The following is a 24,716-nucleotide window of genomic DNA, read 5'->3' as shown; positions in this document are numbered from 1 at the left end:
TCCTCGAATGTCGGTGTCAGCGGTCGCGCGACGGCCCGGTCGTCCGATCCTTGCCGGAGCCTTCCGCTTCTTCCATCGCGACCCGCCTCGCCTCCTGCCGACGGCCGAGCCAGAGGCTGTTCAGGAGCCAGGCGACCGAGAGCGGAACCGCTGCGATGGCCACGGCCGTCGAACCGAGGCCCAGCGCTCCGATTCCCTGGAAGGACCAAGCGCCAATCTGGTCGCCGGTGCGGTAGACCACGGTGTCGATGAAGTTCTTCGCCTTGTAGCGGTCCTCGCGCGGCACGACCGTGAACAGCACCTCGCGGATCGGCCGGGCGATGGCGAAGTTGCCGGCCCGCCGGAAAACCTGGAACGCCACGATGGCCGTGATCGTGGGAGAGAGGGCGAGCGCCGCGAATCCCAGGATGCTGGCCGCCGGCAGAAGCGCGAGGGCGGGGCCGACCCCGATGCGCCGCACGATCCGGCCGGTGAGGAAGAATTGCACGCCGAGGGTAAGCAGGTTCACCAGCAGATCGACGCTGGCGAAGAAGGCCGTCTGCGAGCCGCGATCGGGGAAGCTGCGCTTGGCGATGCCCGCCTGCTCGAAATACAGGAAGGTCGAGGTCACCGAGAACAGCAGCAGGAACAGCCCGATATTGAGCAGGTAGGGCGACTGGAACGTGCGGGTGATGCCCGCGAAGGCACTGCCGCCGATGGCCTCCGACGGGGCGGCGTCGCCCGTGGCGGGAGCCCGGTTCAGGCGGTCGGACAGGCGCGCGAGGCCGCGCATGCTGAACACCGCCACCTCGAGGAGCAGGGCCGCGCCGATGAGGAGCACCCAGGTCGGCACGTCGCGGGCGAGGATCGCCGTCGTCGCCGATCCGGCGATCGCCCCGAGAGTCGCGCCGGCGGCGATGAAGCCGAACAGGCGCTTGCCCTGCTCGGTGGAGAACACATCGACGATGGTGGCCCAGAACACCGAGACCACGAACAGGTTGAAGATCGAGAGCCAGACGAAGAAGGCCCGGCCGATCCAGACGTCGCCCTCCGGCCCGGCGAAATAGAGCGCCCCGGCGAAGAGCAGGATGTTGGCGGCGAAGAACCGATAGGTCAGCGGCACGAACCGGGCGCGCGGCAACGTCTTCACCAGCCAGGCGAAGGGGACGTTGAGGGCCAGCATGCCCACGAGGGTGCCGGTGAACAACCAGGGCAGGTTCTCGATCCCGCCGGCGACACCCATCTGGTCGCGGATCGGCCGGAGGACGTAATAGGCCGCCAGGATCGAGAAGATGTAGGCCCAGGACCATGCAAGGGCCGGCACCTCCTCCGCCCGCACGTCGATGAGCCGCCGCAGCCAGGGCGGGACGGAGCCGCCGCTACCGGCGGTCAGCGGCTTTGCCAGCCCTGGCCCGTCGCTCAACGGGTGACCCCGAAGCGCGCCCGCGATTCCTCCGCATTCAGGTCGAGGCCGAAGCCGGGGGAGCCCATGGCGAAGCTGTCCGCCTTGGCCAGCGGCCCGACCTCCACCGGATCGAAGCCCGCATCCTTGACGAGTTGGGAAGCGATCGCGAGCGCCGCGGGATCGTCGCCGGCGATGGGGATCGCCATGCGTCCGCCTTGGCGATGGGCGTTCTTGGCGAAGATCTTGTAATTGGCCGCGTTGAAGGCCCGGACGATCTTCGCCCCGTTCAGATATTTGGCCGAGACCGCCGCGATGCCGTTGGCCTGGACCTCGCCATAGACCTCGCCGTCACGGGCCTGGGTCGCGTTGCCGGCATCGATCACCACCTTGCCCTTGAGCGCTGCGGCATGGTCCTGCGCCAGCTGCGGATAAGCCTTGTAGGGCACCGCGATGAGGATGACGTCGCCGAAGGCGATGGCCTCGGCCGGGCTGCCCGCCCTCGCCTTCGGTCCGAGCGCCTCGACGAGACCCTTCAGCTCCTCGGGGTGGCGCGACGACAGCATCACCTCGTGGCCGGCTTTCGCCCAGAGGCCACCGATCGTGCCGCCGATATTGCCGGCCCCGACAATGCCGATGCGGTCCGGCTGCGGTGCAGCCTGGGCCGAGGCGGGACAGGGTGATGCCAGCAGGCCCGAAGCGGCGATGAGCCCACCGGCCAGCATGATGACGGCACGGCGGTTGAAGAAATCAGAGCGCGTCGACATAGGCCTCCATTCGGGTTCGCTGGGCGGCATCGGGCAACCGGCCGCGTGCCGCGCCGAGATTGTCCTCGACATAGGCCGTCTTGGCCATGCCGGGGATCGGGCAGGTGACGGCCTCGTGGGCGAGAACGTATTTCAGGAAGAATTGCGGCCAGCTCGCGCAGTCGAACTCCGCCGTCCAGGGCGGCAGGTCGCGTCCCTGCACGGCCTTGAACAGGCGGTCGCGCCCGAAGGGCACGTTCACCATCACCGCCATGCCGCGCTCTTTCGCCAGCGGCAGGATGCGCTCGGCGGCGCGGCGGTCGTCGAGGGCGTAATTGACCTGGATGAAATCCATCGTCTCGCGCCGCATCACCGCCTCGAGATCGGCGAACTGGCTGTCTCGCCAGACCGTGACGCCGATGTAGCGGATCTTCTTTTCGGCCTTGAGCTCACGCAACGAGGCGAGGTTCGTTGCCGTATCGCTGAGGTTGTGGACCGCCACGAGGTCGATCCTGTCGGTCGCCATGCGGCGGAAGGAGCGTGCGATCTCGGCCGCGCCGGCCTCGCGGCCCGGTGTCCCGACCTTGCTGCAGAGGAACACCTTCTCGCGCAGACCGTCCTGGGACAGGATCTTGCCGAGGACGTCCTCGGCCGTGCCGTAGCTCGGCGCCGTGTCGATGACCGATCCGCCGAGCGCCACGAACCGCTGCACCGCCTCACGCAGGGGCGCGATCTTTTCGGGGACCGGCTCGACCTCGTAGCGGCGCGAGGTGCCGATCCCCATGGCGGGGAGCGTTTCGCCGGAGGACGGGATGGCGCGGCGGATGAGACCGCCCTCCTCCGCATGGGCCGGGGACGTGGCGCGCTGCAGCAGCGGCACGATCAGGGGAGCCAGGCCGGCACCGGCCAGGAACGCACGTCGGGATGGATGCATGCGGGCTCGGTCCTCATCCGGGGAACGGGGAGGGTCAACTCCGCTGCGCCGCCAAGGTGCCAACGGATCAGGAAACAGCCGTCAGCTTGTCGGCCATGGACTGTTCCTTGTCCCGCCGCGACGAGAAGGCCATGGTAAAGAAGACCCGCTGAACGCCGAGCTGGCTCAGCTTCTCTTCGCAGAGTTCGATGAGCCGGCAGATGTCGGCGAGCTCGCCCTCGATATTCGTGCCGTTGGCATGCATCTCGGCGTTGAGGTGGCTGGTCTCGAGGATGGTCTTGATCTCCTTCACGTAGGAGGAGACCGAGGGTCCGACCCCCATGGGGACGATGCACAGATCCGCGACGACTTTCATGACGGTTCTCCTTGGCAATGCGGGCAAACGGGATGGCCGATCCCAATGGTCCTAGAGGCGTCTCGACGGCCTGCGTCGCCAGCGCCCAGGGGGCGATGGGAACGGCCGGGCGCCCGGTCCGTTGATGGGCATACCTCACAACAGGATGTTTCGAATGCGCAAGCTCGCACTCCTCTCGGCCGCGGCCGTCAGCCTCGGTGCCCTCCTCGCGGCGGCACCTGCGGAAGCCCGTGGCTGGGGCCATGGCGGCGGATACGGTCATGGTGGCTTCGGCGGCCACGGTGGATACGGTCATCGCGGCGGTTATGGCCGTTACAGCGGTGGTTACGGTCGCTACGGCGGCGGCTACGGTCGTGGTTACGGATATGGCCGTCGCGGCATCGGTCCTGGTGCCGCCATCGGCCTCGGCGTCGCTGGCTTGGCTGCCGGAGCCATCGCAGCCGGAGCCTATAATGGTGGTTACGGCTACGACGGTTACGGTTATGGCCGCCCCGTCGGCTATTACGGCGGTTACGCTCCCGCGCCGGCCTATGGCTACGGATACGGTGGTTACTACGGCTACTGAGCCGAAACCGTATGAGGAAACGAAGGGGTCGCCGCGAGGCGGCCCTTTTTGCATGCGCTTATCGCTGTCGCCTGTTCCGAGCCATTCCGGCTCATGAAACAGCGACGGATCTGAAGCACACCGTCTCCGCCCCGATGCGGCGCGATCAGGGTGGTGCGAAGATCGTGATGTTGCTGTTGATCTGGTAGGCCGCCGTCGGCGGCGTATTGACGAAGCGCAGGCGGATGGGGCTTTCGCCCAGGATGGCTCCGAAGGACGGCGTCACCGTCATGGGAAAACAACGGTTCACGGCATCCCTCGCTGCCTCCTCGAACCGTTTTCTGGCGTCCTGATCGCCCTGGAGGCGGCGCGCCGTGACGAGAGGTGCACCACGTAGCTCACCCGTCTTGCTGATGCCGAACAGGAACGCGATCAGCGATCCCCTGGTATCCGGCGGGACCGACCAGCAGGACGCAAGCGTCGCGCGAAGGTCCGCCCAGTTGTTTACCGCAACTGCCGGTGACGGAGACTAAGCGAAGACGGTGGTCGTCATCGTCATGGACAATCCGCCGAGCATCGCCGCGCCGAAACGGCACGCGATGACAAACCGGCGGATCGGTTCATGTTTCATGGTGGTCAGTCTAACCGCCACTTCGGCCCGGAGCAAAACGGCGCCCATCTGCCCGCTTTGCGACTACCGGGCTCGCCCTTTCGTTGGCGCGTTCGGCCTCGGCTTCACCGCCTCTTCGAGACGTGGAAGATGGCAAAGCCCGCCAGTGCCGCGAGGCCCAGCGCGAGCGGCCGGTTGTCGTGGAAGGCGCCGAGCGCACGTGAGCCCGCATCGCGAAGATCGCCGACCACGGGGTTGCCCTGAAGGATGTTCTGAGCGCGCTCCAGATTCTCAGTCCTCGTGCTGATGGACACTTCGAATTCGTCGCCGTGGCGTTCGATATCCACGCTGTTGCGGGCGAACCCGGCACGTGCCAACCGCTCCCTTGCCGAGCGAGCCGCCCGGAGAGACGGGACGATAACCGAAGCTAAAGCGCTGTCAGACATTCATTTCCTCCAATTTGGATGGACGAACATCTTTGAAGGCTCATCGGTTCCTTGACGAAGACCGCATTCGTTTTGCGCTCCCGGCGTACGACGTCAGTGCACTGCTTGACCCGAGGGCAAGTTCAGGCTGCGTCCGTCGTGCCGGCACAGATTCCGAGGCCGTGGGCGAAGCCGGACACAGGGGCCCGGCTCGCTGTGGACGGCGTCAGGCCATAGTCCAAGTGAGGAGCATGATCCCACTGAGAAAGATTCCGTAGGTGATCGCGATGGCGGCGATCTCGCGGTGTTCGTTGACGATGTTGCGGGAAGCGAGGATCATGGCAATGACCGGCAAGGGTTGGATGCCGGCTCTATAGTCGAAGGATTTCTAACGTGTGGTCGTCATGAATGGTTAATATGATTTTAACCATTCGGTGTCGCCCGCCGGACACACCCTTCGATGTGCCGGTTCGCATCGATGACTTAGATCGGCCATGCAGGACGCATCGCCCCGGTTACGACGGGATCGACGGCTTCACCGGAGCCAGCCGGAGCAGAGCCTCCTTGTCGACCAGAAGGGCGGCGGCGATTTCATCGAGAGCGATGTGCTCGACGTCGCTGATCCCCTCGTGATCGGCGGCATCGGCCGCGATCAGGAACACCCCGTTTCGTTGATCGATGGACCTGTCGGCGATGGCGGCCACGCGGCTCAGATTGTCCGCCCGCCCGACGCGGGTCCGGGCCCGCGCGATCCCGTCGAACAGTTCCGCCTCCAGCATCAGCGTATCGTATCCCTTCTCGATGATGGGATTCGCCCGCATGGCCGCGAGTGCGACCTCGACCTCCGCCTCGTCCACCTCACTGTCGGCCACGATGACGTTCGAGGCTGCGGATACGGCCGCATACATCAGCGTCTTGTCGCCGACATAGGCGGTGACGCGTTCGAGCAGGTTCTGAAAAATGCCCATCAGGGACTCCTTGGGGCGGTCCGGCCGAGGGCCGCGAACGGGCAACGCTCGAACCTGCCATTCGGAATCGTATGCAAAGTTCGCACGCCGAACGCACGAGCTTTCTTAGGCCGGCAGGCGGTGACGTCACCGCATGGCAGAGCCTGTGTCATCGGTGCCGCCACTCATCGTCGGTGTCGTGGCACGGCAATGCGAGCGGTCGAGGGAATTCGCGACGCCGGTCGGTCTCGCCGAACCGGGCCCTCAGCCTCGACACGCCATGTCGGGCGATCCACGGCGTCGCCCGCTGCTGAGGTTTAGGCGAGGTTCGATCGACGGATGGGGATGATGCGGAACCGGAACTAACCTCCATCCGACCTCCGAACCGGCGGAGGCCATCCCCTTCGGTGAACGGCGCTCTACATTCCGCATCGCCGGCTCGGAACGCGCGGGAAGGCAAGGGCGGGACTCCGGGCATTTGGCCCTGGGCACCACGGCTTCGATATGTGCTCGCAGAACCGTCGAAGAAACGGATGGAGAAGAGATGAGTTTACAAGGCCAAGCGATCGCTGATCTCTGGGATCAGACCTTCAATAAGGGCGACACCGCCGCATTGGGAAAGCTCTACAGCGACGAGGGAAAGGTGATCCCGGCGGGGGGCTCGCCCGTCCAGGGAGCGGACAAGATTTCCGCTTTCTTCGCCGACCTGCAGGCGAAGGGATTCAAGGACCATAAGATCACGGTCCAGGACACCACGCAGAGGGGCGAGACCGTCATCCTCACCGGGCTCTGGCAGCTGACCGGACCGGGAGAGGGAGGTCAGTCCCAGAGCTATGGGGGCAATTGGGTGAACGTTCTGGAGCCTCATGGCGATGGTTGGCGTACTCTGCTCCACACTTGGAACTGAGTGACACCTGGAACTGAGCGACATCTGGAACTGAACCATCCTCGGTTCGCCGGGCCAGCATCCCGGCCCGGCCCACATCCCGTTTCGAGGGATGAGCCTATCCGGACCCGCCGGGTCATAACCGGTCCCATCGCCTCTATCGGGGCAAAACGGAGGAACACGTCATGGACGAGGATCGCTTCAACATCGAACTGCGCAAGTTCCTGAAGGAAGTCGGAGTGACGTCGCAGCGTGAGATTGAGCGTGTGGCCCGTGAGGGTCAGGTGCCGGGCGGGTCTTTGAAGCTTCGCATGACTCTCACGGCCGAGAACGCGCCGCTGGAGCACGTGGTCGAGCGCACGATCTCACTGGGCGAAGATCCGGGCACGACACGCTGACCTGTCACGATCAGCGGCCTGCCTCCTTCGACACCTCCATGAACAGGCGGGTCGCGAGGTAGAGCCGCGGCGTGATGCTGGCGAGGACCGCGAACTCGTCCGTGCTGTGATAGCGGCCCCCGACGATGCCGAGGGATTCGAGGATAGCGGGTTTCGCCGGGCTGTCCGGCTGGAAGGCGTAGCCCGCATCCGTCCCCCCGCCGATCTCCGCCAGCATGAGCTCGGCACCCATTTCGGCATAGATGGCGCGCGCGCGTTCCCCGAGGGCCTTCGTCCCCGGATTGCTCGGCAGCGGCGGGCGGCCTTTGGCGAGATCGAAGGTCACCTGCGTATCGGGAACGCGATGCGATTCGGCGATCTTCCGTCCCTCGGACAGGACGCGGTCGTACTCGCTCGGCACGAAGTAGCGCATGTCGCCCTCCGCCTTGGCGTCATCGGGAATGATGTTCGGCTTGGTGCCGCCGTGGACCACGGTCCAGTGCAGGCTCGTCCCCTTGGCTGGGTCTCCGAGATCCTGAAGCTGGAGGATCTGGTGGGAGAGTTCGACCACCGCGTTGCGTCCGGCTTCCGGCGCGCCGCCGGCATGGGAGGCACGGCCTTTCACGGTGAGGCTCGCGTAGTTGATGCCCTTCGTCGCCACGGTGACGGCATCGACGCCGGCTTCGGCGAAGGAGGGTTCGAACGACAGGACCACGTCCTGATCGCGGGCGATCCTGGCGATCTCGTCGCGCGACCCACGCGAGCCGCGCTCCTCATCGGGATTGAAGACCACCGTGAGGGTACCATAACCGTCGAACCGCAAGGTCTCCAAGATGGAAAGGAGGTGCAGGATCATCGCGATGCCGCCCTTCGCATCGGCGACACCCGGTCCATAAGCGCGGCCTTCGCGCTCGGTATAGGGGCGCTTGGCAGCGTCGCCCGTGCCGAACACGGTGTCGTAATGCACCAGCAGCATGATCTTGCGCGTGCCGCTGCCCGATCGCGTACCGATCACCGTGTTTCCGCCGAAGACGGGGGCGTTGCGGGTGCTGACTGCGAGTCCCGAGGCTTCGAGGCGAGCCTTCAGGAGCGCCTCGACCTTGGACAGGCCGGACACGTCGCCGGTGCCGCTATCGAGATCGACCAACCCCTTCAGCGTCTCGCGATACGGGCCGTCCTGCGCCTTCACCGCTGCGAGCACGGTGTCGTCCGGAGCGGACCGGGCGGCGAGCGGCGCCAGCGCCATGAGGACGGCGAGGGCCAGAGACGCGGTCGTACGCATGGAAATCCTTCTCGTCGTAGGCCGACGCAGCGAGCCACGATCTATCCGGCTCGTAGGCTGCCCGTCCCGGAGTTTCTCGCATCGATCGTCACAGAACCGTAGAGACCGCTCCGACGCAAGGATCGCGCGGCTTGCGGGCGAACCGGCCGGGTTTGGGCCGGGTCGCCAGGCGTGCCCCTTGTTCGGACCGTCGTCGCGCTCCGGCTGATATGGCCTATGCGGGCGGCACGTGAGCGATGCGGACGTTGTTCGTCGTACCCGCCACCGCGAAAGGGATGCCGGCGGTGATGACGACGAGATCCGCGGGCTTGGCGAAGCCTTCTTTCACGGCTTGGTCGATGGCGCCCGCCACCATCTCCTCGTAGGTGGTGACCTCCGCGGCTTGGACGCTGTGCGAGCCCCAGAGCAGGCAGAGCCGGCGCGAGGTCTCGAGGTCCGGCGTGAGCGCCAGGATCGGCACCTCCGGGCGCCGGCGTGCGATGCGCGCGGCGGTGGTTCCGCTGAGCGTGTAGGCCACGATGGCGGCGGCGTTCACCGCATCGGCGAGGCTGGCCGTCGCGGAGGCGATGGCGTGCGGTGGCGTTTCCTCCTCGTCGGGGTCCGAGGCGGTGATGAGCGAGCGGTAGAGCTTGTGCGTCTCGGTGCGATGGATGATCCGGGCCATCATTTCCACGGTCTCCACGGGAAATTTTCCCGTAGCGGATTCCGCCGAGAGCATCACCGCATCCGCCCCGTCATAGATCGCGGTGGCGACGTCCGAGGCTTCGGCCCGGGTCGGTGTCGGGGCCGAGACCATCGAATCGAGCATCTGGGTCGCCACCACCACGGGCTTCACCGCGAGGCGGCAGGCGCGGATCAGCTCCTTCTGGCGCCCCGGAACGTCCTCCTGCGGGATCTCCACGCCGAGGTCGCCGCGCGCCACCATCACGGCGTCCGAGAGGCGGATGATGTCGTCGATGCGCTCCAGGGCCTGGGGCTTCTCCACCTTGGTCATGATGCCGGCCCGGTCGCCGATCAGCCCGCGCGCTTCGATCACGTCGGAGGGCTTCTGCACGAAGGAGAGCGCGACCCAGTCGACGCCGAGCTCCAGCCCGAAGGCGAGGTCGGCCCGGTCCTTGGCGGTGAGCGGCGAGACGTCCAGCAACGTGCCGGGGAGGTTGACGCCCTTGCGGTTCGAGAGGGTGCCGCCGATCACCACCTCGGCGATGATGCTGTCGCGGGTGAGGCCGGTGACACGCACCCGCACGCGACCGTCGTCGATGAGCAGGTCCTGCCCCGGCGCGACGGCGGCGAAGATCTCCGGGTGCGGAAGGGGGATGGCGTCGCGCCCGCCTTCGGCGCCATCGAGGACGAAGCGGAGGCTCTCACCCGGGACCACGTCGAGGCGGCCGCCGGCGAGTGTTCCCAGACGGATCTTGGGGCCCTGGAGATCCTGCAGAATGCCGATGGGCCGGCCCACCTCGTGCTCGAGCGCGCGGATCGCGGCATGGACCACCGCGTGGTCGGCCTGCGTGCCGTGGCTGAAATTGAGGCGGAAGGTGTCGACGCCCGCCAGGAACAGCCGGCGCAGCATCTCGGGCGACGCGCTGGCGGGGCCGACGGTGGCGACGATCTTGGCGTGACGGAAGCGGCGCATGAACGATTCGGCCGCGAGCGACCGCCTTCTCGGAACGGGGTTCGGACGCTCAGGATCGCATGGAAACCGCCTGGGTCGAGAGTGGGGCCGGGCCATTGCCTCGGCGGACGGTGGACCTCATGCGGCCAGCCCCATGAAGGCGCGCATCGGCGAGGGGGCGCGGCGAAGGTCGTCCGCCGATCCTTCATAGACGACGTGTCCGTTGTTGAAGCCGTAGACCCGCTGGGCGAAGCTGAGCACCGCGGCCACGTTCTGCTCCACCACGACGATCGTCCGGCCCTCCTGGGCGAGGCGGCGCGTGAGGGCGATCAGGTCCTGCACGATCAGCGGCGCGAGGCCCTCGAACGGTTCGTCGAGGAGGATGATCCGGGGGTCGCGGATGAGTGCTCGGGCGATCGACAGCATCTGCTGCTCGCCGCCCGACAAGGTCCGGCCCCGCGACGTCCGGCGCTCCTTCAGGCGCGGGAAGACTTCCCAGACCCGGTCGAGGGACCAGCCCTTCGGTGCGGTGAGGCGGGCGACGCGCAGGTTCTCCTCCACCGTGAGGGTGCCGAAGATGGCGCGTTCTTCGGGCACGAGCTGCATGCCGACCCGCGCGATCTTCTCGGGTGGTAATCCCTGGATCTGTTTGCCATTGAGGCGGATCGTGCCGCTACGTGGGGAGAGGGCGCCCATCAGGGTCCGGAGCGTCGTGGTCTTGCCGGCCCCGTTGCGGCCGAGCAGGGCCACGACCTCGTTCTCCTCGACCCGGAGCGAGACGTCGAAGAGGACGTGCGAATCCCCATAGAGGGTGTTGATGCCCTCGACCTCAAGCAGGCTCATGCGTGGCTCCCAGGATCGTGGTCCCCTCGCCGGAGGCTTCATCCGGGGCAGCACCCAGATAGGCCTTCTGCACCGCCGGGTCGCGGCGCACGGTCTCGGCGGGCCCGTCCGCGAGAAGGCGCCCTTCGCTCAGGACGGTGATTCGCTCGGCGAGATCGAAGACGGCATCGAGGTCGTGCTCGACGAGGAGGATCGTGCAGGAACGACCGATCCGCCTGATGAGTGCGCAGGTCGCGACGCGTTCCGAGGGGCTCATGCCGGCCAGTGGCTCGTCGAGGAGGAGAACGTTGGGGCTGGTGGCCAAGGCCATGCCGATCTCGAGCCGGCGCTTCTCGCCATAGGCGAGGATGCCGACGCGCGTCTCGGCCCGCATCCCGAGATCGAGGATGCCCAGCATGGTCTCGACCTGCGCCTCCACCTCCGCCCGGCCCGTGGCTGGGGCGATAAGGTCGAGACGGAATCGCCCGCGAGCCCTGGCGAGGGCCGCCACCCGCAGGTTCTCCCGTACGGAGAGGTTGAGAAAGAGCTGGTTAAGCTGGTTGCTCTTGGCGACGCCGCGCTGCGTCGCCTCCGTCACGCCCGCCCCCGTGAGCCGCTCGCCGAACAGCAGGACCGATCCCGCGCTTGGGGTCACCTCGTCGGAGAGCATCTTGAAGAGCGTGCTCTTGCCGGCGCCGTTCGGGCCGATCACCGCATGGATCGAGCCGCGCCGGACCTGGAAACTCACGCCGTCCACGGCCTTGAGGCCCCCGTAATGGCGGGCGAGCCCTCGAGCTTCCAATGCGATCTCCGCATGGGCGGTGCGACCGTTCACTGCCGGTCGTGGCATGGGCAGCGCGACCTCGGCCGGGATTTCCGGCGCGACGATACCTCCCGAAGCGATGGCGTCCTCGATCGCCTCCGTGCGTGCCTTCGCGGCGCGGAGGCGGATCGCCTCGCCGCGCTGTTGCCAGCGATGCAGGATCTCTCCGCAGATGCCGCGCCGCAGGCCCATCACCAAGCCGATGAAGGCTACGCCCAGGATCAGCTTCCAGAGGGAGCCGAAGCCCGGAATGAGCTGGAGGTTGTCGCGCAGCCACAGCCAGAGCACGGCGCCCACGAGGGGCCCCACGAGCGTTCCGACCCCGCCCACGATGGTCTGCACCACCAGCTGGCCCGAGGTCTCCAGCGCGAAGGCGTCCGGCGGCATGTAGCTCTGGAAGGAACCCAGCATCGCGCCGGCAAGGCCCGCATAGAGGGCCGCGATGGTGAAGGCCGCGAGCTTGTAGGCCGGCACGTCGTGGCCGAGCATGGCCACGCGCGGGGTGTTCTCCTTGATCGCTTTCAGGATGAGCCCGACCGGCGAGTGCACGATGCGCCGGGCCAGAATGAAGCCGAGGAAGAAGGTCGCTGCGAGGAGCGCGTACATGGGGAGGCCGGCGGTGATCCTGACGGCCCACGTCCCGAAGCCGATCACCGGCACCGGAACCCCCGCGATGCCGTTCTCGCCGCCGGTATAGTCGGAGAGCGGCGAGTTCTGGATGAAATAGGCCATCTGCCCGAAGGCCAGGGTGATCATGGCAAAGTAGATGCCGATGCGTCGCACGGCGAGCCAGCCGACCGCGAGGCCGAACAGGCCGGCCGCCAGCGTGCCGATCAGGAAGGCGAGCCAGACACTCTGGATCAGACCCGAGACCAGCAGATAGGCGGCGACGAACCCGCCTGCCCCGTAGAAGGCCGCCTGGCCGAAGGAGAGCAGGCCGGCGAGCCCGAACAGGATGTCGAGGCCAAGGCCGAACAGCGCCCAGTTGAGCGCCCGCGACAGCAGGTCGTGCGAGAAGCCGAGCGGCGGCAGGAGGATCGGCGCGGTGAGGAGGACGACGAGGAGGGCGAGTTCGGGCCAGGCTCTGCGCAGCGGACGGGCGCCCATCAGACCCGGCCCTCCGTGCCGAACAGCCCTTGCGGCCGCGCCACCAGGACGAGGGCCATCAGGCCGTAGAGCATCACCTCCGAATAGGCGGAGTTGAAGGCACTGGTCAGGCTGATGATTTCGCCGGCGATCAGGCCGCCGACGATGGCGCCGGGGAAGGAGCCGAGGCCCCCCAGCACGATCACCACGAAGGACTGAACCATGAAGCTCGCGCCCATGTCGGGCGTGACCGCGACGACGGGGGCGTAGAGCATGCCGGCGAGGCCGACGGCGACGATGCCCACCGCGAAGACGAACAGGAAGGTGCGTCGCACGTCGATGCCGAGGATGCCGACCATGCCGGCATTCTCGATGCCGGCCCGCACGACCAGTCCCACCGAGGTTCGGTACAGGACGAGGTAGAGGCCCACCAGCAGCGCCGCGATGATGCCGATCAGCTGGAGACGGTAGGTCGGGTAGACCAGAAAGCCGAGCTTCGTCGCGCCGGTACCCCAGGAGGGGACCGGCACCCGCTGGCTGTTGCCGCCGAACCAGGTCCGCAAGGCTTCCACCAGCACCATGCCGATCCCGTAGGTGACGAGAATCTGGTCCTCGTCCGGCCGGGCATAGAAATGGCGGATGATGAGCCGCTCCATGGCAAAGCCGATGATGAGCATCACGGCGCAGCCGCCGAGCAGGGCGAGCACGAAGGAGTGCGTCGCCTGCATCATCACGAAGGCGGTGTAGGCGCCCACCGCGAACAATGCGCCATGGGCGAAGTTGAGCACGCCCAGCGTGCCCAGGATGATGGTGAGCCCGCTGGAGACCAGCGCCAGCAGGCTGCCGAGGGCGAGGCCGTTGAAGGCCTGGGAAAGGAGGACGGCGGTGCTCGGCATGGTCGTGTGCCTCAGGTGTAGGGGCCGAGCTTGCACCCGAACAGGTCGGGCGGGTTCATCACCGTCTCGCCGTCGACGAGATCGACGACTTCGTAGAAATCTTCCGGGCCCTTCATGGCCGAAGGCGCCTTGCCGCGCAGGATCGGGATCGGCCGGACCATCTGGTGGTCCTCTGCCCTGTAATAGACGCGGCCGATCGTGGTCTCGTAGGGCTGGGACTTCGAGCCCTCCATCACCTTGATGATGTCGACAGGATTGAACCCCCCTGCCCGCTCCACCGAGAGCGCCCAGAGGTAGGTCTGCATGTAGGCGATGTGGGCGCCCCAGCGCGGACGGTACTTGTTTCGGGCAAAGAACGCCTCGACGAAGGTCTTGGCCAGGGGATAGCGGTCCTCCAGCGTCCACCAGAAGTCGCAGGAACCGTAGACGCCCTGCATCAGCTCGGGCCCCACCTCCTTGTCCTGGAAGGAGGAGAGGTTGGGCACCACGAGCTTCATGCTGGAGAGGACGCCGAACTGTTCGGCCTGCTTCGTGGAGGCCACCGCGTCGGACCCGAAGCAGATGTTGACGAAGACATCGGCGCCGCTGTTGGCGATGTTGAGAAGCGCCGAGCTGTAATCGGCCGTGCCCAGGGGCACCGTCTCCTTCAGCACCTGTGTCCAGCCCTGCTCCTTCGAGAATTTTGAGAAGGAATCGTAGACCGTCTGGCCATAGGTATAGTCGGGGACGAGGAAGGCGGCCTTGAGGTTCTTGCCCAATGCCTTCGCGACGACGGGCGCGAGGGCCTTGGCGGCCATGTAGGCGTTCTGCTGCGAGCGGAAGCCGTAGCGTTGGCAGTTCTTGCCGGTGACGTCGTTCGAGCCGGCGATGCCGACCATGTAGAGGACCTTGTCGCGGCTCGCGAGCTCTTCCAGGGCGATGGCCTCGGCGCTGCTGACGGAGCCCTGAAACATGATGGCTTTGTCGCGCTGGATGAACTGGGTCGCGGCCTGGACCGCGACGTTGGGCTTGCCCTCGGTGTCGGCGATCTTGTGGCGGATCTGGCGCCCGAGGACGCCCTTGCCCTTGAGGCCCCAGGCAGCGGGGATCTCGCCGCCCGCGTTGATCTGCGCGATGGCCAGCTCATAGCCGAGCTTGAGGTCGCTGCCGTCGCCGGAGAACACCCCGGTCAACGGCATGTTGAGGCCCACGAACACCGAATCCGTGCCCACCCCCTCCGGAAAGGTGCCGATCTGTGCGGGGCTCTGGGCGCGGGCACCGCGCAGGTCCGGCAGCATCAGGCCGGCGGCACCGGCGAGGAGGAGCGTGCGACGATCGAGCATCAGGGGTCTCTCCGGTCTGGCTTCGAGGGGTCTGTTCGGGTGCTCTAAGGTTTCTGTGCTTGGGACTCGGTCGGGATCAGGAATGCAGGGGCGTGTCGGCTTGGCGTCAGCAAGTCACGCGCCGGTCGCCACAGGCGGCAGCGGCTCGGGCGCAAGCGCCGGACCGTCCCGGAACTGTGCGGGCGCGAGCCGCTGGCGGTTCACGGCGAGGTCGAAGACGTCGAAGCGGTTGTAGTAGCCCACCACGTCGTGGAACTGCTTGGGCTCGACGCAGGCGTTGAGGTCGATCTCAGCGTAGAGAATCCCCTCCTCCTGCAGCGCCTCGCCGATCTGCGTGCCGGTCGGATCGACGAAGAACGAGGCGGCGCGCGGCGTTCCGTCGAGCACCTCGGCGGCGCCCGGATCGCGCGCCGCCAGGAAGTCGTAGGCGTCCCGGTCCAGCACGCCGGCCGTGACCAGTCCGAAGGCCTTGGCCTCGAAGCAATGGGCACTGGCGCGCAGGCGGTTGGCGGCGAGGTTGTCGTAATTGCCGCCGCCCTGCGGCCGACGTGTCGGCCAGACCGGAGGCCAGGACGAGATGTGGAACTGCTCGCCCTGCGCCATCAGGGCATAGCGGGCGAGCGGGTTGGTGTTTTCGCCGCAGATGAGCTGGCCGATGCGGCCGATCCCCGTCTCCACCACTTTAAGCCCGGCCCCGTCGCCCGAGGCCCAGATGAGCTTCTCGTAATAGGTCGGCATCAGCTTGCGGTGGTGGTTGAGGATCGTGCCATCCTCCCCGATGAAAAGGTTGGCGTTCCAAAGGCAGCCCACGCTGGCGGGCGAGCGCTCGCTGATGCCGATCGATACGAAGATGCCCGCTGCCCGCGCCGCCTGCCGGATCCGCGCGATCTCCGGTCCGTCGACGAGGACTGATTGCTCCGCCATGCGGGCGAACAGATCGTGGTTGTCGATGGGAGCCGAGAGGGCGGCCCAGACCGGAAAGGCCGGGATGAAGGTCTCGGGAAAGGCGACCAGCGCGGCGCCGGCCCGGGCCGCTTCTTCGATCAGGGCGACCGCCTTGGCGGTGGTCGCGGCGGCATCGAGGAAGACGGGTGCTGCGTGAATTGCTGCGGCCTTGAACCGTGGAAGCATCGGGGTTTCCCTTTCCACGCCGAAGTTACGTGGTGGAATCGGCTTGCGAAGCGGGCAATTCTGCAAGGCGCCTTGCAGGATGTCTCCGGGATGATGTCCGGGCCGGCGCACAGGGGCGACTGGCGCACATCTTGCGCCCGCTTCGACCATGCAGACCTTCGATCTCCTGGACTGGAACGACATCAAGGTCTTCCTGGGAGCCGCCCGTGGCGGGAGTCTCGCCGCCGCGGCCAAGCGCCTGAAGGTCGACCAATCCACTGTGAGCCGGAGGCTGGCGAACCTGGAGAGTGTCCTCGGCCTCGCACTCTTCGAGCGCGTGCCGTCGGGGCTCCGTCTCAGCGATATGGGGCAGCGCATGCTCCAGCATGCCGAGCAGGTCGAGAGCGCGGTCATCTCCCTCCGGCACGAGGATCATTCCGGCGATGGCCGTATCGGGGGGCGCGTACGGCTCGCCACGATGGAAGGCATTGCCTCCCTGTACCTCGCCGAGCGCCTCTCGAGCTTGAGAGACCGCCACCCCGACTTGATGATCGACCTCGTGACCTCGGCTCAGACCGTCTACGTCAACCGTCGCGAGGCCGACCTCTTCCTCAGCTTCTTCAAGCCACCGGGGAGAGGGTTGGTCTCGGAGCAGATCGGAGCGTTCCGGCTTGGCCTGTATGCGGCGCCGAGCTACCTCGCGCGGCATGGATGCCCCGTCGATCTATGGGCGCTGAAGGAGCACCGCTTCGTCTCTTACGTCGAGGATCTCATACAGGTCGATTGCGTCCGCTGGCTGGACGACGTGCTCGACGAGCCCCGGACGGTGTTCCGCTCCACCAGCATGATCGCGCAGAAGAGCGCGGCACTCGGAGGGCTCGGCCTCGTTCTGCTGCCGAGCTTTGCGGTGACGGCCCGTGACGACCTCGTTCCGGTTCTGCACGGGAGCGCCTTCACGACCCGGGAACTCTGGCTGAACGTTCACGCAGATCTTCAATTCGTGCCCCGCATCCGGGCCGTCATGGCCTTCCTGAAGAGCACGATTACAGCGGATGCGCAGTTTCGGGTGTCGGCGGACGATGCCGCTCCACCGGCGGTTCGCCATGTCGGGGAACCGCCGCGGAAGCGCGTTCCAAGTGTTCAACCGCGATGCGAGACAGTGCATTCTGCATGATCGTCGGGCGGTCACCCGCCTGCGCGCTGGAGGCCTGCGGGCGCTTCTCTGCGGGGCCGCTCAATTCACGAGCCCGTCCGCGTCGCGCCGCTGCTGATGGGCGGCGGTGATCTTCTTCATGAGCCGGATCAGTGTCGCCTGCTCCTCTTCCGAAAGGGGTTCGAGCGTCGCGTCATGGGCCTGACGCGCGGCCGTCTCCATCTGCCCCAGCAGGGCACGGCCTGCCTGGGTCAGGCGACAGCGTTGAGAACGCCGATCGGTCGGCGAAGCAGAGCGTTCGACGTATCCGCGTAGCTCCAGGCGTTTGAGGGCGCCGGTCGTCGTCGTTCTGTCCAAGGCGACCGCGTTGGCCAAGGTTGTCTGGTCGGCTTCCTCACGTTCTGCCAGTAGAGAGAGCAGGCTGTACTGCAGGGGAGTGACGCGGAAAGCGCCACAACGCTCTGAAAATAGGCTGACATGGATCTGATGCAGCCGCCGCATCAGAAAGCCCGGCCGTTCCGGCAGGAGCCAGGGCGTTCCGAGGGCCTGAAGAGCCTCCGGTGAGGGCGCCGCATCCGCTTCAGCCAGCCCGCTTTCGTTCATCTGCGTCCCGTCTCCCGCTCCCGATCCGAAGCCCGGACGGTTCCTGGCACGTAACATGCCTAGGCAAATATACGAAGCATACTTCGCATTTCCCTGGTCACGTCCGTGCGAGGCAAGGCGAAGGCCGACGCGCGACGATGGAGGAGACGGAATGGACGCTGGTCGCTACGACATGCTGCTGCGCGGCGGACGGGTCATCTGCCCGGCCTCTGGCATCGATGGCATCAAGGACGTCGCCATCCGCGACGGGCGGATCGCCGCCGTCGAGGACAGCATCATACCGTCTGCCGCCACCGAGGTGGTGAACGTCTCTGGCAAGCTCGTCCTGCCGGGGATGATCGACACCCACGGGCACGTCTACCAATACGTCACCGGACGGTTCGGACTGCCGCCGGACATGGTCGGCGTGCGCTCGGGCGTGACCACGGTGATCGACCAGGGCGGCGCGTCCTGCATGACCCTGCCGGGCTTCCGCCACTTCATCGCGGAGAAGGCCGAAACCCGGATCTACGCGTTCCTTTCCGCCTATCTGGTCGGGGGCCTCGAAGGTCACTTCTACCCGAACCTCTACAGCCCGGACGGGGTCGACATCGACGCCACGGTGAAGTCGGCCGTGGAGAACCGCGACCTCGTGCGCGGCATCAAGGGGCACGCCGAGATCGGGGGCTTCGCCCGCTGGGGCATCAAGGTGATGGAGATGGCGGCCGAGATCAGCCGCCGGGCCGACCTGCCGCTCTACGTGCATTTCGGCCAGCTCTGGGGCCTGCCCGAGAACGGCGCCAATGGCGAGGACGCCAACACCATCATGGAGCGGGTGATCCCGCTGCTGCGTCCCGGGGATTTCCTCGCCCACCCGTTCACCCGGCATCCCGGCGGCTTCATCAATGAGGAGGGCGTCGTCCACCCGATCATCCGGGCGGCGATGGATGCGGGCCTCCGGGTCGATGTCGGGCATGGCAGCCACTTCTCCTATCGGGTTGCCCGCGCCTCCCTGCCGGCAGGCGTCGTGCCCTACACGCTGGGCGCCGACATGCACGGCTACAACACCGAGGTGCCGCGGCCGGCGGGCACGCCCGACGAGCACCACGACGACGAGAACCACCCCTTCCTGGGCCAAGCCCGCTTCAGCCTGACCCAGGCGATGAGTTCGATGATGGCTTTGGGCCTCAGCCTCGAACAGGTCGTCCCCATGGTGACGAAGCATCCGGCCGAGATGCTGGGCCTGTCCGACCGGATCGGTGCCCTGACGCCGGGCTTCGCCGCCGACGTCTCGGTGCTGCACGACCATCGCGGCCGTTTCCTGCTGCGCGACAACGAGGACACCCAGGTCATCGCCCAGCGCCTGCTGCAGCCGGCCTTCTGCCTGCGCGCCGGCCGCCGCTTCGACGCCGACTCGCCGATCCTGCCCAGCGCCATCGCGGCCTGACCCTGGCACCCAAGGAGACGACCGCATGAGGGCCGATCCGTCCCCGCTGCCGCCCGACCCCCGGCACGATTGGTCCTGCCTCGACCGGGCAGCGCGCGATGCCGCCTACGACAACAACGCGGCGGTGCCCGATGCCGCCGCCCAGGCCGCGGCGCGCAACGCGGCCTCAGCCGCCTACCGCGCTGCGCATCCGGGCGCCCTCGACATCCCCTATGCGCCCGCCCCGCGCACGGCCCTCGACCTCTACCCGGCCGCCGACCCGGCGGCGCCCTGCCTCGTCTTCATCCATGGCGGCTATTGGCAGCGCAATTCTCGTGAACTGTTCGCCTGCTTCGCCGAAGGCCCCGCCGCCGCCGGCTGGTCCGTGGCGATGCCCGGCCACACCCTCGCCCCCGAGGCGAGCCTGACGCAAATCGTCGAGGAGATCGGCCTGGCCCTCGACTGGCTGGCCGAGCACGGGCCGGCGCACGGCCTCAGTGGTCCGCTGGTCCTCGCCGGCTGGTCGGCGGGGGCGCATCTCGCGGCGATGCAGCTCCATCACCCGGCCGTGGTGGCGGGGCTCGCGATCTCGGGCGTCTACGAACTCGGGCCCATCCGCGACACCGGGCTGAACCAGGCCCTCTCCCTCACCGACGCGGAGGTCGCGGCCTTGTCGCCCCTGCGCCTGCCGGTGGTGGGGAAACCCCTGGCCATCGCCTACGGCACGGCCGAGCGCCCGGCCCTCGTCCACGACGCCCGCGACTTCCACGCCCTGCGCAGCGCCCACCACGCGCCGGGGCCGCTCGTCCCCGTGGCGGGGGCCGAGCACTTCTCGATCTTGAACGAACTGCGTCGTCCCGGCGGCATGCTGGTGCGCGCCGCCATCGATCTCATCGAGGGGAGACACGCATGAGCGACGCGATCCTGCTCACCGAGGGCGTCGGCGCGCGTCTGCCCCGCAAGGAAGACGACCGCCTGATGCGCGGGCGTGGGCACTATGTCGGCGACCTGCGCCTACCCGGCCTGCAGGACGTCGCCTTCGTCCGCAGCCCCCTGGCGCATGCCCGTATCCGGGCGATCCACGTACCGGAGGCGTTTCGCCACCACGTGTTCACGGCGGCCGACCTCGCGGACGTGCAGCCGATCCGGGCCGTTTCGGGGCTCGCCGGTTTCAAGGTCTCCGAGCAGCCGGTCCTTGCCAAGGACAAGGTCCGGCAGGTCGGTGAATTGCTGGCGATCTGCCTCGCGCCGACGCGAGCGCAAGCCGAGGACATCGCCGCCGCCATCGTCCTCGACCTCGAAGAGCTTCCAGCCGTGCACGACATGCTCGCCGCCCGCGAGCCCGGCTCCGCCCTGGTCCACGAGCATTGGGGCGACAACGTCTTCCTGGAGACCCTGGTCGACGTGAACTTCGCCGCGGCGCTCGATGCCCCGATCAAGGTCTCGCGGACCATCTCCACCGGACGCCAGTGCATGGCGCCCATCGAGGGGCGGGGCACGGTGGTGCATCTCGACCACCGAATGGACCAGCTCGTGGTCCACACGGCGAGCCAGATGCCGCATATCGTGCGCAACGGCCTCTCCGAATGTCTCGGGATCGAGCAGGGGCGCCTGCGCATCGTTTCGCCCGATGTCGGCGGCGGCTTCGGCTACAAGGCGATCCTGCTCGCCGAGGATGTCTGCCTCGCCTGGCTGGCGCTCCGCGTCGGCCACCCCGTGCGCTGGCTGGAGGACCGGCGCGAACACCTCACCGCAAACGCCAATTGCCGCGAGCACCATTACCGCATCACCGCCTATGCGGAGCGGGACGGCACCCTCCGGGGCATCGATTGCGAGGCCACCGTCGATTCCGGGGCCTATTCGGCCTACCCGTTCTCCGCCTGCCTTGAGGCCGCGCAGGTGGCGAGCATTCTGCCCGGCCCTTACGACTTCCCGGCCTATCGCTGCCGGACCTGGTCGGTCGCCACCAACAAGTGCCCGATCCTGCCCTATCGCGGGGTCGCCCGGACCGGCGTGTGTTTCGCCATGGAGCTCATCCTCGACGCGGTGGCGGCCGAGGCCGGCCTCGAGCCCTGGACGGTGCGCGAGAAGAACCTCGTGCGGGCCGAGCAGATGCCCTTCGACAACATCACCGCCAAGCATTTCGACAGCGGCGACTATCCGCAGGCGCTGAGACGCGCCCTGAAAGCCATCGATGTCGACGCCGTACGGGCGCGCCAGCGGATTCCCGAGCCCGACGGGCGCCGCATCGGCCTTGGGCTCTCGATCTATTGCGAGCAGGCGGCGCACGGCACCTCGGTCTATTCCGGCTGGGGCATCCCCATGGTGCCGGGCCACGAGCAGGCGGGTGCGCGCCTCACCCCCGATGGCGGGCTCGAACTCCGGATCGGCGCGCATTCGCACGGGCAGGGATTGGAGACGACCCTGGCGCAGGTGGCGCACGAGATCCTCGGCGTTCCGGTGGCCCGCACGCGCCTTGTCCATGGCGACACCGCGATGACGCCGTATTCCACCGGCTCCTGGGGCTCGCGCGTGATGGTGATGGCGGGCGGCGCCGTGGCGGCGGCCTGCCGCGAACTCAGCTTGCGGGCGCTCCGCATCGGGGCGCACCTGCTCCAGGCCGACCCGGCGGACTGCCGTTTCGAGGCGGGCCGCGTCGTCGGTCCCTCGGGCGATGTCGGCCTCGCGCAGATCGCCCACACCTGGTACCGGCGCCCGCAGGATTTGAGCCTGGACGTGAATCCGGGCGGCCTCGAAGTCACCGCCGGTTACAAGCCGCAACGCGATTCCGGCACCTTCTCGTACGCGGCCCATGCGGCCCTCGTCGCCGTGGACCCCGATCTCGGGGCGGTGGAAATCCTCGACTACGTCATCATCGAGGATGGCGGCACCCTGGTGAACCCGCTGGTGGTGGACGGCCAGATCTATGGCGGCCTCGCGCAGGGGATCGGTACGGCCCTCTACGAGGAGATGCGCTTCGATTCCCGGGGCCAGCCGCTGGCCTCCACCTTCGCCGACTACCTCCTGCCGGGGCCGGCGGAGGTGCCCGAACCCCGCATCGACCACATGGAGACCCCCTCCCCCTACACGCAGTTCGGCGTGAAGGGGATCGGCGAGGGCGGGGCCATCGCGCCCCCGGCTGCGCTCGCCAACGCCATCAACGACGCCCTGCGTCCCCTCGGTGTGGCGATGCTGCATGCGCCGGTGAGCCAGCACCGCATCGTCGAGGCCGTGCTGGAGGCTCGCGACGCGGCCTCTGCCCGCAGCCGGGAGGCCGCATGAAACCCGCCCGCTTCGCCTATGAGCGCCCCGGCGATCTGTCCGCCCTGCTCGCCCGGCTCGCCACCGCCGAGGGCAGCGTGAAGCTGATGGCCGGGGGGCAATCCCTCGGACCGATGCTGAACCTGCGCCTCGTCGAACCCGACCTCGTCCTCGACATCACGGGCATCCCCGAGCTGCGTCGGGCCTCGGTCGAAGGCGAGACCCTGGTGCTCGGCGCCTGCATCACCCATGCGGATATCGAGGACGGGCGCGTCCCCGACCTCACGGGCGGCGTCATGGCGCGGGTGGCGATGGCCATCGCCTACCGGCCGGTGCGCAATCGCGGCACCATTGGCGGCTCCCTCGTCCATGCCGATCCGGCCGCCGACTGGGTCACGTCGCTGATCGCGCTCGGCGCCGAAGTCGAGCTGGCCTCGACATCCGGTCGCCGCCGGCTGGCCCTGGAGGACTTCGTCACCGGCGCCCTCGACGTGGCCCTGGCGCCCGGCGAGATGCTGGTCGCCGTGCGGATTTCCGCCCTCCCTCCCGGCACTGCCTGGGGCTACGTCAAGCATTGCTCCAAGATCGGCGAGTTCGCCCACGCCATCGGGGCCGTACGGATCGAGCCCCATGCCGGGCGCGGCCGTGTGGTGATCGGCGCCATCGAGCGTGCGCCCCTCGTGATCCCGGACGCATCCGACCTGTTCGGCGGCCGGATCGGTCCCGACTTCGCCGAACGCTTCGATGCCCGGGCCGCCGATGCGCGCCTGCGCGAGGCCGGGATGACCGACGCCGTCGACCGTTACGTCCACGTCACCGTGCTGGGCCGCGCCATTGCCCAGGCGGCCGCCGCGCCGCCCTCCCTCACACCTACTGTCAGCGAGGCCGCATGAGCACCGCCGCGTCAGCCCTTCGCGACGACCGCCTGCCGCTAAACTTCACCGTAAACGGTCGTGCGCGCAGCCTGCGGGCCGAGCCGCGCACGCATCTCGGCGACGTCCTGCGCGACACCCTCGACCTGACCGGGACCCATCTCGGCTGCGAGCACGGAATCTGCGGGGCCTGCACGGTGCTGCTCGACGGCGAGCCGGCCCGCGCCTGCCTGACCGTTTCGGGGGCCTGCGCGGGGGCCGACATCACCACCATCGAAGGCCTCGACGACGACCCGGTCGCCGGTGAATTGCGCGCCGCCTTCAACCGTGAGCACGCCCTCCAGTGCGGCTACTGCACGCCCGGCATGCTCATCGCCGCCCGTGATCTCGTCCTGCGCCTGCCGGACGCCGACGAGCGCCGCATCCGCGCCGGCCTCTCGGGCAACCTGTGCCGCTGCACCGGTTATGTCGGCATCGTCCGGGCGGTCCGTAGCGTCATCGCCGAGCGCCGCGCCCGCGGTATCGGGCCGACGACCGGCGGACAGCGCGGCCTCGGCCCCGTCGGCGCGCGCCTCGGCACGTCGTCCGGCACTGCATCGGATGCGGCCCGCACGCCCCTGCGCCCCGTCGCACAGGCCGAGACCGCGCCGTCGATCGCCGATCTCGACGGCGATTTCGTGCCGGCCCACCGGTTCGACCAGTCCTTCACCGTGGCGCACCCGCCCGACACCGTCTTCGCTCTGTTCGGCGACGTCGAGGCCGTGGCCGCCTGCCTGCCCGGCGCCATGCTGACGGGCCAGCCGAACCCGGACGCGGTCGAGGGCGCGCTTCAGGTGCGGATCGGGCCGATCGCCGCGCGCTTTCGCGGCCGCGCCCGGATCTTTCGCGATGAGGCGGCCCGCACGGGACGCATCCTCGGTGCCGGCAGCGACGCGGGCGGACGCTCCGCCACCCAGGGCGAGATCCGCTACCGCGTCGGACCGGGCGAGACCCCCGGTACCGCCCGGATCGATCTCGCCGTCGGCTACACCCTCAAGGGGCCGCTGGCGCAGTTCGGGCGGCCGGGGCTCGTGCGCGACCTCGCCGGACGCCTCGGGGCCGACTTCGCCGCGAACCTCGAAGCCCGCCTCTCCGGTGCGCCGGCCCCGGCTGCCACGGGCCTCAACCCCCTGCGCCTGCTCCTCACGATGCTGACGACCTCCCTGCGCCGGCGTCTCGCCGCATGGGGCCGCCGTCCCTGACCGTCGCCTCCCCCCGCGAT

Annotated in this window: 24 protein-coding genes; 9 read left to right on the top strand and 15 right to left on the bottom strand. The window is 68.0% G+C overall.

Annotated features, from left to right (window positions below; all coding sequences use genetic code 11):
* Positions 1 to 16: 16 nt before the first annotated feature.
* The 4 genes from RQI43_RS05210 to RQI43_RS05195 form a co-directional block, all read right to left on the bottom strand.
* Positions 17 to 1,402, bottom strand: a complete 1,386-nt coding sequence (locus RQI43_RS05210) for an NTP/NDP exchange transporter (RefSeq protein ID WP_405030556.1) — start codon at positions 1,400 to 1,402, stop codon at positions 17 to 19.
* Complete coding sequence (locus tag RQI43_RS05205; RefSeq protein WP_311274450.1) at positions 1,399 to 2,148, bottom strand: NADPH-dependent F420 reductase; 750 nt, start codon at positions 2,146 to 2,148, stop codon at positions 1,399 to 1,401. The genes RQI43_RS05210 and RQI43_RS05205 overlap by 4 nt, the downstream gene beginning before the upstream one ends.
* Positions 2,132 to 3,061 (bottom strand): aldo/keto reductase, encoded by a 930-nt coding sequence (locus tag RQI43_RS05200; protein WP_311274449.1) that lies wholly within the window; start codon positions 3,059 to 3,061, stop codon positions 2,132 to 2,134. The genes RQI43_RS05205 and RQI43_RS05200 overlap by 17 nt, the downstream gene beginning before the upstream one ends.
* Before the next feature lie 67 nt (positions 3,062 to 3,128).
* The gene (locus RQI43_RS05195; protein ID WP_056434053.1) at positions 3,129 to 3,416 is read right to left on the bottom strand and encodes an MTH1187 family thiamine-binding protein; all 288 of its coding nucleotides are present in this window, start codon (positions 3,414 to 3,416) and stop codon (positions 3,129 to 3,131) included.
* A gap of 154 nt (positions 3,417 to 3,570) precedes the next feature.
* On the opposite strand from RQI43_RS05195, the gene RQI43_RS05190 reads away from it, so the two are divergent.
* A complete protein-coding gene (locus tag RQI43_RS05190) occupies positions 3,571 to 3,981 on the top strand; it encodes a hypothetical protein (protein ID WP_056434050.1) in 411 nt (136 codons plus the stop codon).
* A 145-nt stretch (positions 3,982 to 4,126) separates the two neighbouring features.
* On the opposite strand, the gene RQI43_RS05185 is transcribed toward RQI43_RS05190, so the two are convergent.
* The 3 genes from RQI43_RS05185 to RQI43_RS05175 all read right to left on the bottom strand — a co-directional run bounded on the left by RQI43_RS05185 (position 4,127) and on the right by RQI43_RS05175 (position 5,963).
* The gene (locus tag RQI43_RS05185; protein WP_311274448.1) at positions 4,127 to 4,270 is read right to left on the bottom strand and encodes a hypothetical protein; all 144 of its coding nucleotides are present in this window, start codon (positions 4,268 to 4,270) and stop codon (positions 4,127 to 4,129) included.
* A gap of 425 nt (positions 4,271 to 4,695) precedes the next feature.
* On the bottom strand, positions 4,696 to 4,947 hold the full coding sequence (locus RQI43_RS05180; protein WP_244477934.1) for a hypothetical protein: 252 nt from the start codon (positions 4,945 to 4,947) through the stop codon (positions 4,696 to 4,698).
* A gap of 563 nt (positions 4,948 to 5,510) precedes the next feature.
* On the bottom strand, positions 5,511 to 5,963 hold the full coding sequence (locus tag RQI43_RS05175) for a hypothetical protein (protein WP_056434039.1): 453 nt from the start codon (positions 5,961 to 5,963) through the stop codon (positions 5,511 to 5,513).
* A 523-nt stretch (positions 5,964 to 6,486) separates the two neighbouring features.
* On the opposite strand from RQI43_RS05175, the gene RQI43_RS05170 reads away from it, so the two are divergent.
* Positions 6,487 to 6,849 (top strand): DUF4440 domain-containing protein, encoded by a 363-nt coding sequence (locus tag RQI43_RS05170; protein WP_311274447.1) that lies wholly within the window; start codon positions 6,487 to 6,489, stop codon positions 6,847 to 6,849.
* 164 nt (positions 6,850 to 7,013) lie between these two features.
* The gene (locus tag RQI43_RS05165) at positions 7,014 to 7,226 is read left to right on the top strand and encodes a DUF6494 family protein (RefSeq protein WP_056434031.1); all 213 of its coding nucleotides are present in this window, start codon (positions 7,014 to 7,016) and stop codon (positions 7,224 to 7,226) included.
* A gap of 10 nt (positions 7,227 to 7,236) precedes the next feature.
* On the opposite strand, the gene RQI43_RS05160 is transcribed toward RQI43_RS05165, so the two are convergent.
* The 7 genes from RQI43_RS05160 to RQI43_RS05130 all read right to left on the bottom strand — a co-directional run bounded on the left by RQI43_RS05160 (position 7,237) and on the right by RQI43_RS05130 (position 16,182).
* Complete coding sequence (locus RQI43_RS05160; protein WP_311274446.1) at positions 7,237 to 8,487, bottom strand: glutamate carboxypeptidase; 1,251 nt, start codon at positions 8,485 to 8,487, stop codon at positions 7,237 to 7,239.
* Positions 8,488 to 8,701: 214 nt separating this feature from the next.
* Positions 8,702 to 10,123: a pyruvate kinase gene (gene pyk / locus RQI43_RS05155; protein WP_311274445.1), complete on the bottom strand. Its 1,422-nt coding sequence runs from the start codon at positions 10,121 to 10,123 to the stop codon at positions 8,702 to 8,704.
* A 117-nt stretch (positions 10,124 to 10,240) separates the two neighbouring features.
* Complete coding sequence (locus tag RQI43_RS05150; RefSeq protein ID WP_311274444.1) at positions 10,241 to 10,945, bottom strand: ABC transporter ATP-binding protein; 705 nt, start codon at positions 10,943 to 10,945, stop codon at positions 10,241 to 10,243.
* Positions 10,932 to 12,854, bottom strand: coding sequence for a branched-chain amino acid ABC transporter ATP-binding protein/permease (locus RQI43_RS05145; RefSeq protein WP_311274443.1), 1,923 nt, complete (start codon positions 12,852 to 12,854; stop codon positions 10,932 to 10,934). The genes RQI43_RS05150 and RQI43_RS05145 overlap by 14 nt, the downstream gene beginning before the upstream one ends.
* Positions 12,854 to 13,729 carry a branched-chain amino acid ABC transporter permease gene (locus tag RQI43_RS05140; RefSeq protein ID WP_056434011.1) on the bottom strand — a complete coding sequence of 292 codons (876 nt, stop codon included), beginning with the start codon at positions 13,727 to 13,729 and terminating at the stop codon, positions 12,854 to 12,856. Before RQI43_RS05140 ends, RQI43_RS05145 begins: the two co-directional genes overlap by 1 nt.
* Positions 13,730 to 13,740: 11 nt before the next feature.
* Positions 13,741 to 15,054, bottom strand: a complete 1,314-nt coding sequence (locus RQI43_RS05135; RefSeq protein ID WP_156467937.1) for a substrate-binding protein — start codon at positions 15,052 to 15,054, stop codon at positions 13,741 to 13,743.
* A gap of 111 nt (positions 15,055 to 15,165) precedes the next feature.
* On the bottom strand, positions 15,166 to 16,182 hold the full coding sequence (locus RQI43_RS05130) for a carbon-nitrogen hydrolase family protein (protein ID WP_311274441.1): 1,017 nt from the start codon (positions 16,180 to 16,182) through the stop codon (positions 15,166 to 15,168).
* Positions 16,183 to 16,330: 148 nt separating this feature from the next.
* Between RQI43_RS05130 and RQI43_RS05125 the strand changes: the two genes are divergently transcribed.
* Positions 16,331 to 17,335 (top strand): LysR family transcriptional regulator, encoded by a 1,005-nt coding sequence (locus RQI43_RS05125; protein WP_082470081.1) that lies wholly within the window; start codon positions 16,331 to 16,333, stop codon positions 17,333 to 17,335.
* A 60-nt stretch (positions 17,336 to 17,395) separates the two neighbouring features.
* On the opposite strand, the gene RQI43_RS05120 is transcribed toward RQI43_RS05125, so the two are convergent.
* Positions 17,396 to 17,917, bottom strand: coding sequence for a MarR family winged helix-turn-helix transcriptional regulator (locus RQI43_RS05120; RefSeq protein ID WP_082470079.1), 522 nt, complete (start codon positions 17,915 to 17,917; stop codon positions 17,396 to 17,398).
* A gap of 151 nt (positions 17,918 to 18,068) precedes the next feature.
* Between RQI43_RS05120 and RQI43_RS05115 the strand changes: the two genes are divergently transcribed.
* The 5 genes from RQI43_RS05115 to RQI43_RS05095 are packed head-to-tail and all read left to right on the top strand — an operon-like array spanning position 18,069 to position 24,696.
* Positions 18,069 to 19,343, top strand: coding sequence for an amidohydrolase/deacetylase family metallohydrolase (locus RQI43_RS05115; protein WP_056433999.1), 1,275 nt, complete (start codon positions 18,069 to 18,071; stop codon positions 19,341 to 19,343).
* A 25-nt stretch (positions 19,344 to 19,368) separates the two neighbouring features.
* Positions 19,369 to 20,235, top strand: coding sequence for an alpha/beta hydrolase (locus RQI43_RS05110; protein ID WP_311274440.1), 867 nt, complete (start codon positions 19,369 to 19,371; stop codon positions 20,233 to 20,235).
* Positions 20,232 to 22,604: a xanthine dehydrogenase family protein molybdopterin-binding subunit gene (locus RQI43_RS05105; RefSeq protein ID WP_056433995.1), complete on the top strand. Its 2,373-nt coding sequence runs from the start codon at positions 20,232 to 20,234 to the stop codon at positions 22,602 to 22,604. Before RQI43_RS05110 ends, RQI43_RS05105 begins: the two co-directional genes overlap by 4 nt.
* On the top strand, positions 22,601 to 23,476 hold the full coding sequence (locus RQI43_RS05100) for a xanthine dehydrogenase family protein subunit M (protein ID WP_056433992.1): 876 nt from the start codon (positions 22,601 to 22,603) through the stop codon (positions 23,474 to 23,476). Before RQI43_RS05105 ends, RQI43_RS05100 begins: the two co-directional genes overlap by 4 nt.
* Entirely contained in the window at positions 23,473 to 24,696 is a 1,224-nt protein-coding gene (locus tag RQI43_RS05095) for a 2Fe-2S iron-sulfur cluster-binding protein (RefSeq protein WP_056433989.1), read from the top strand. Before RQI43_RS05100 ends, RQI43_RS05095 begins: the two co-directional genes overlap by 4 nt.
* Positions 24,697 to 24,716 lie beyond the last annotated feature (20 nt).

It is taken from the genome of Methylobacterium sp. WCS2018Hpa-22 (genome assembly GCF_031843785.1).
Classification (GTDB): Bacteria; Pseudomonadota; Alphaproteobacteria; order Rhizobiales; family Beijerinckiaceae; genus Methylobacterium.
This window is presented reverse-complemented; position numbering and strand designations above follow the sequence as displayed.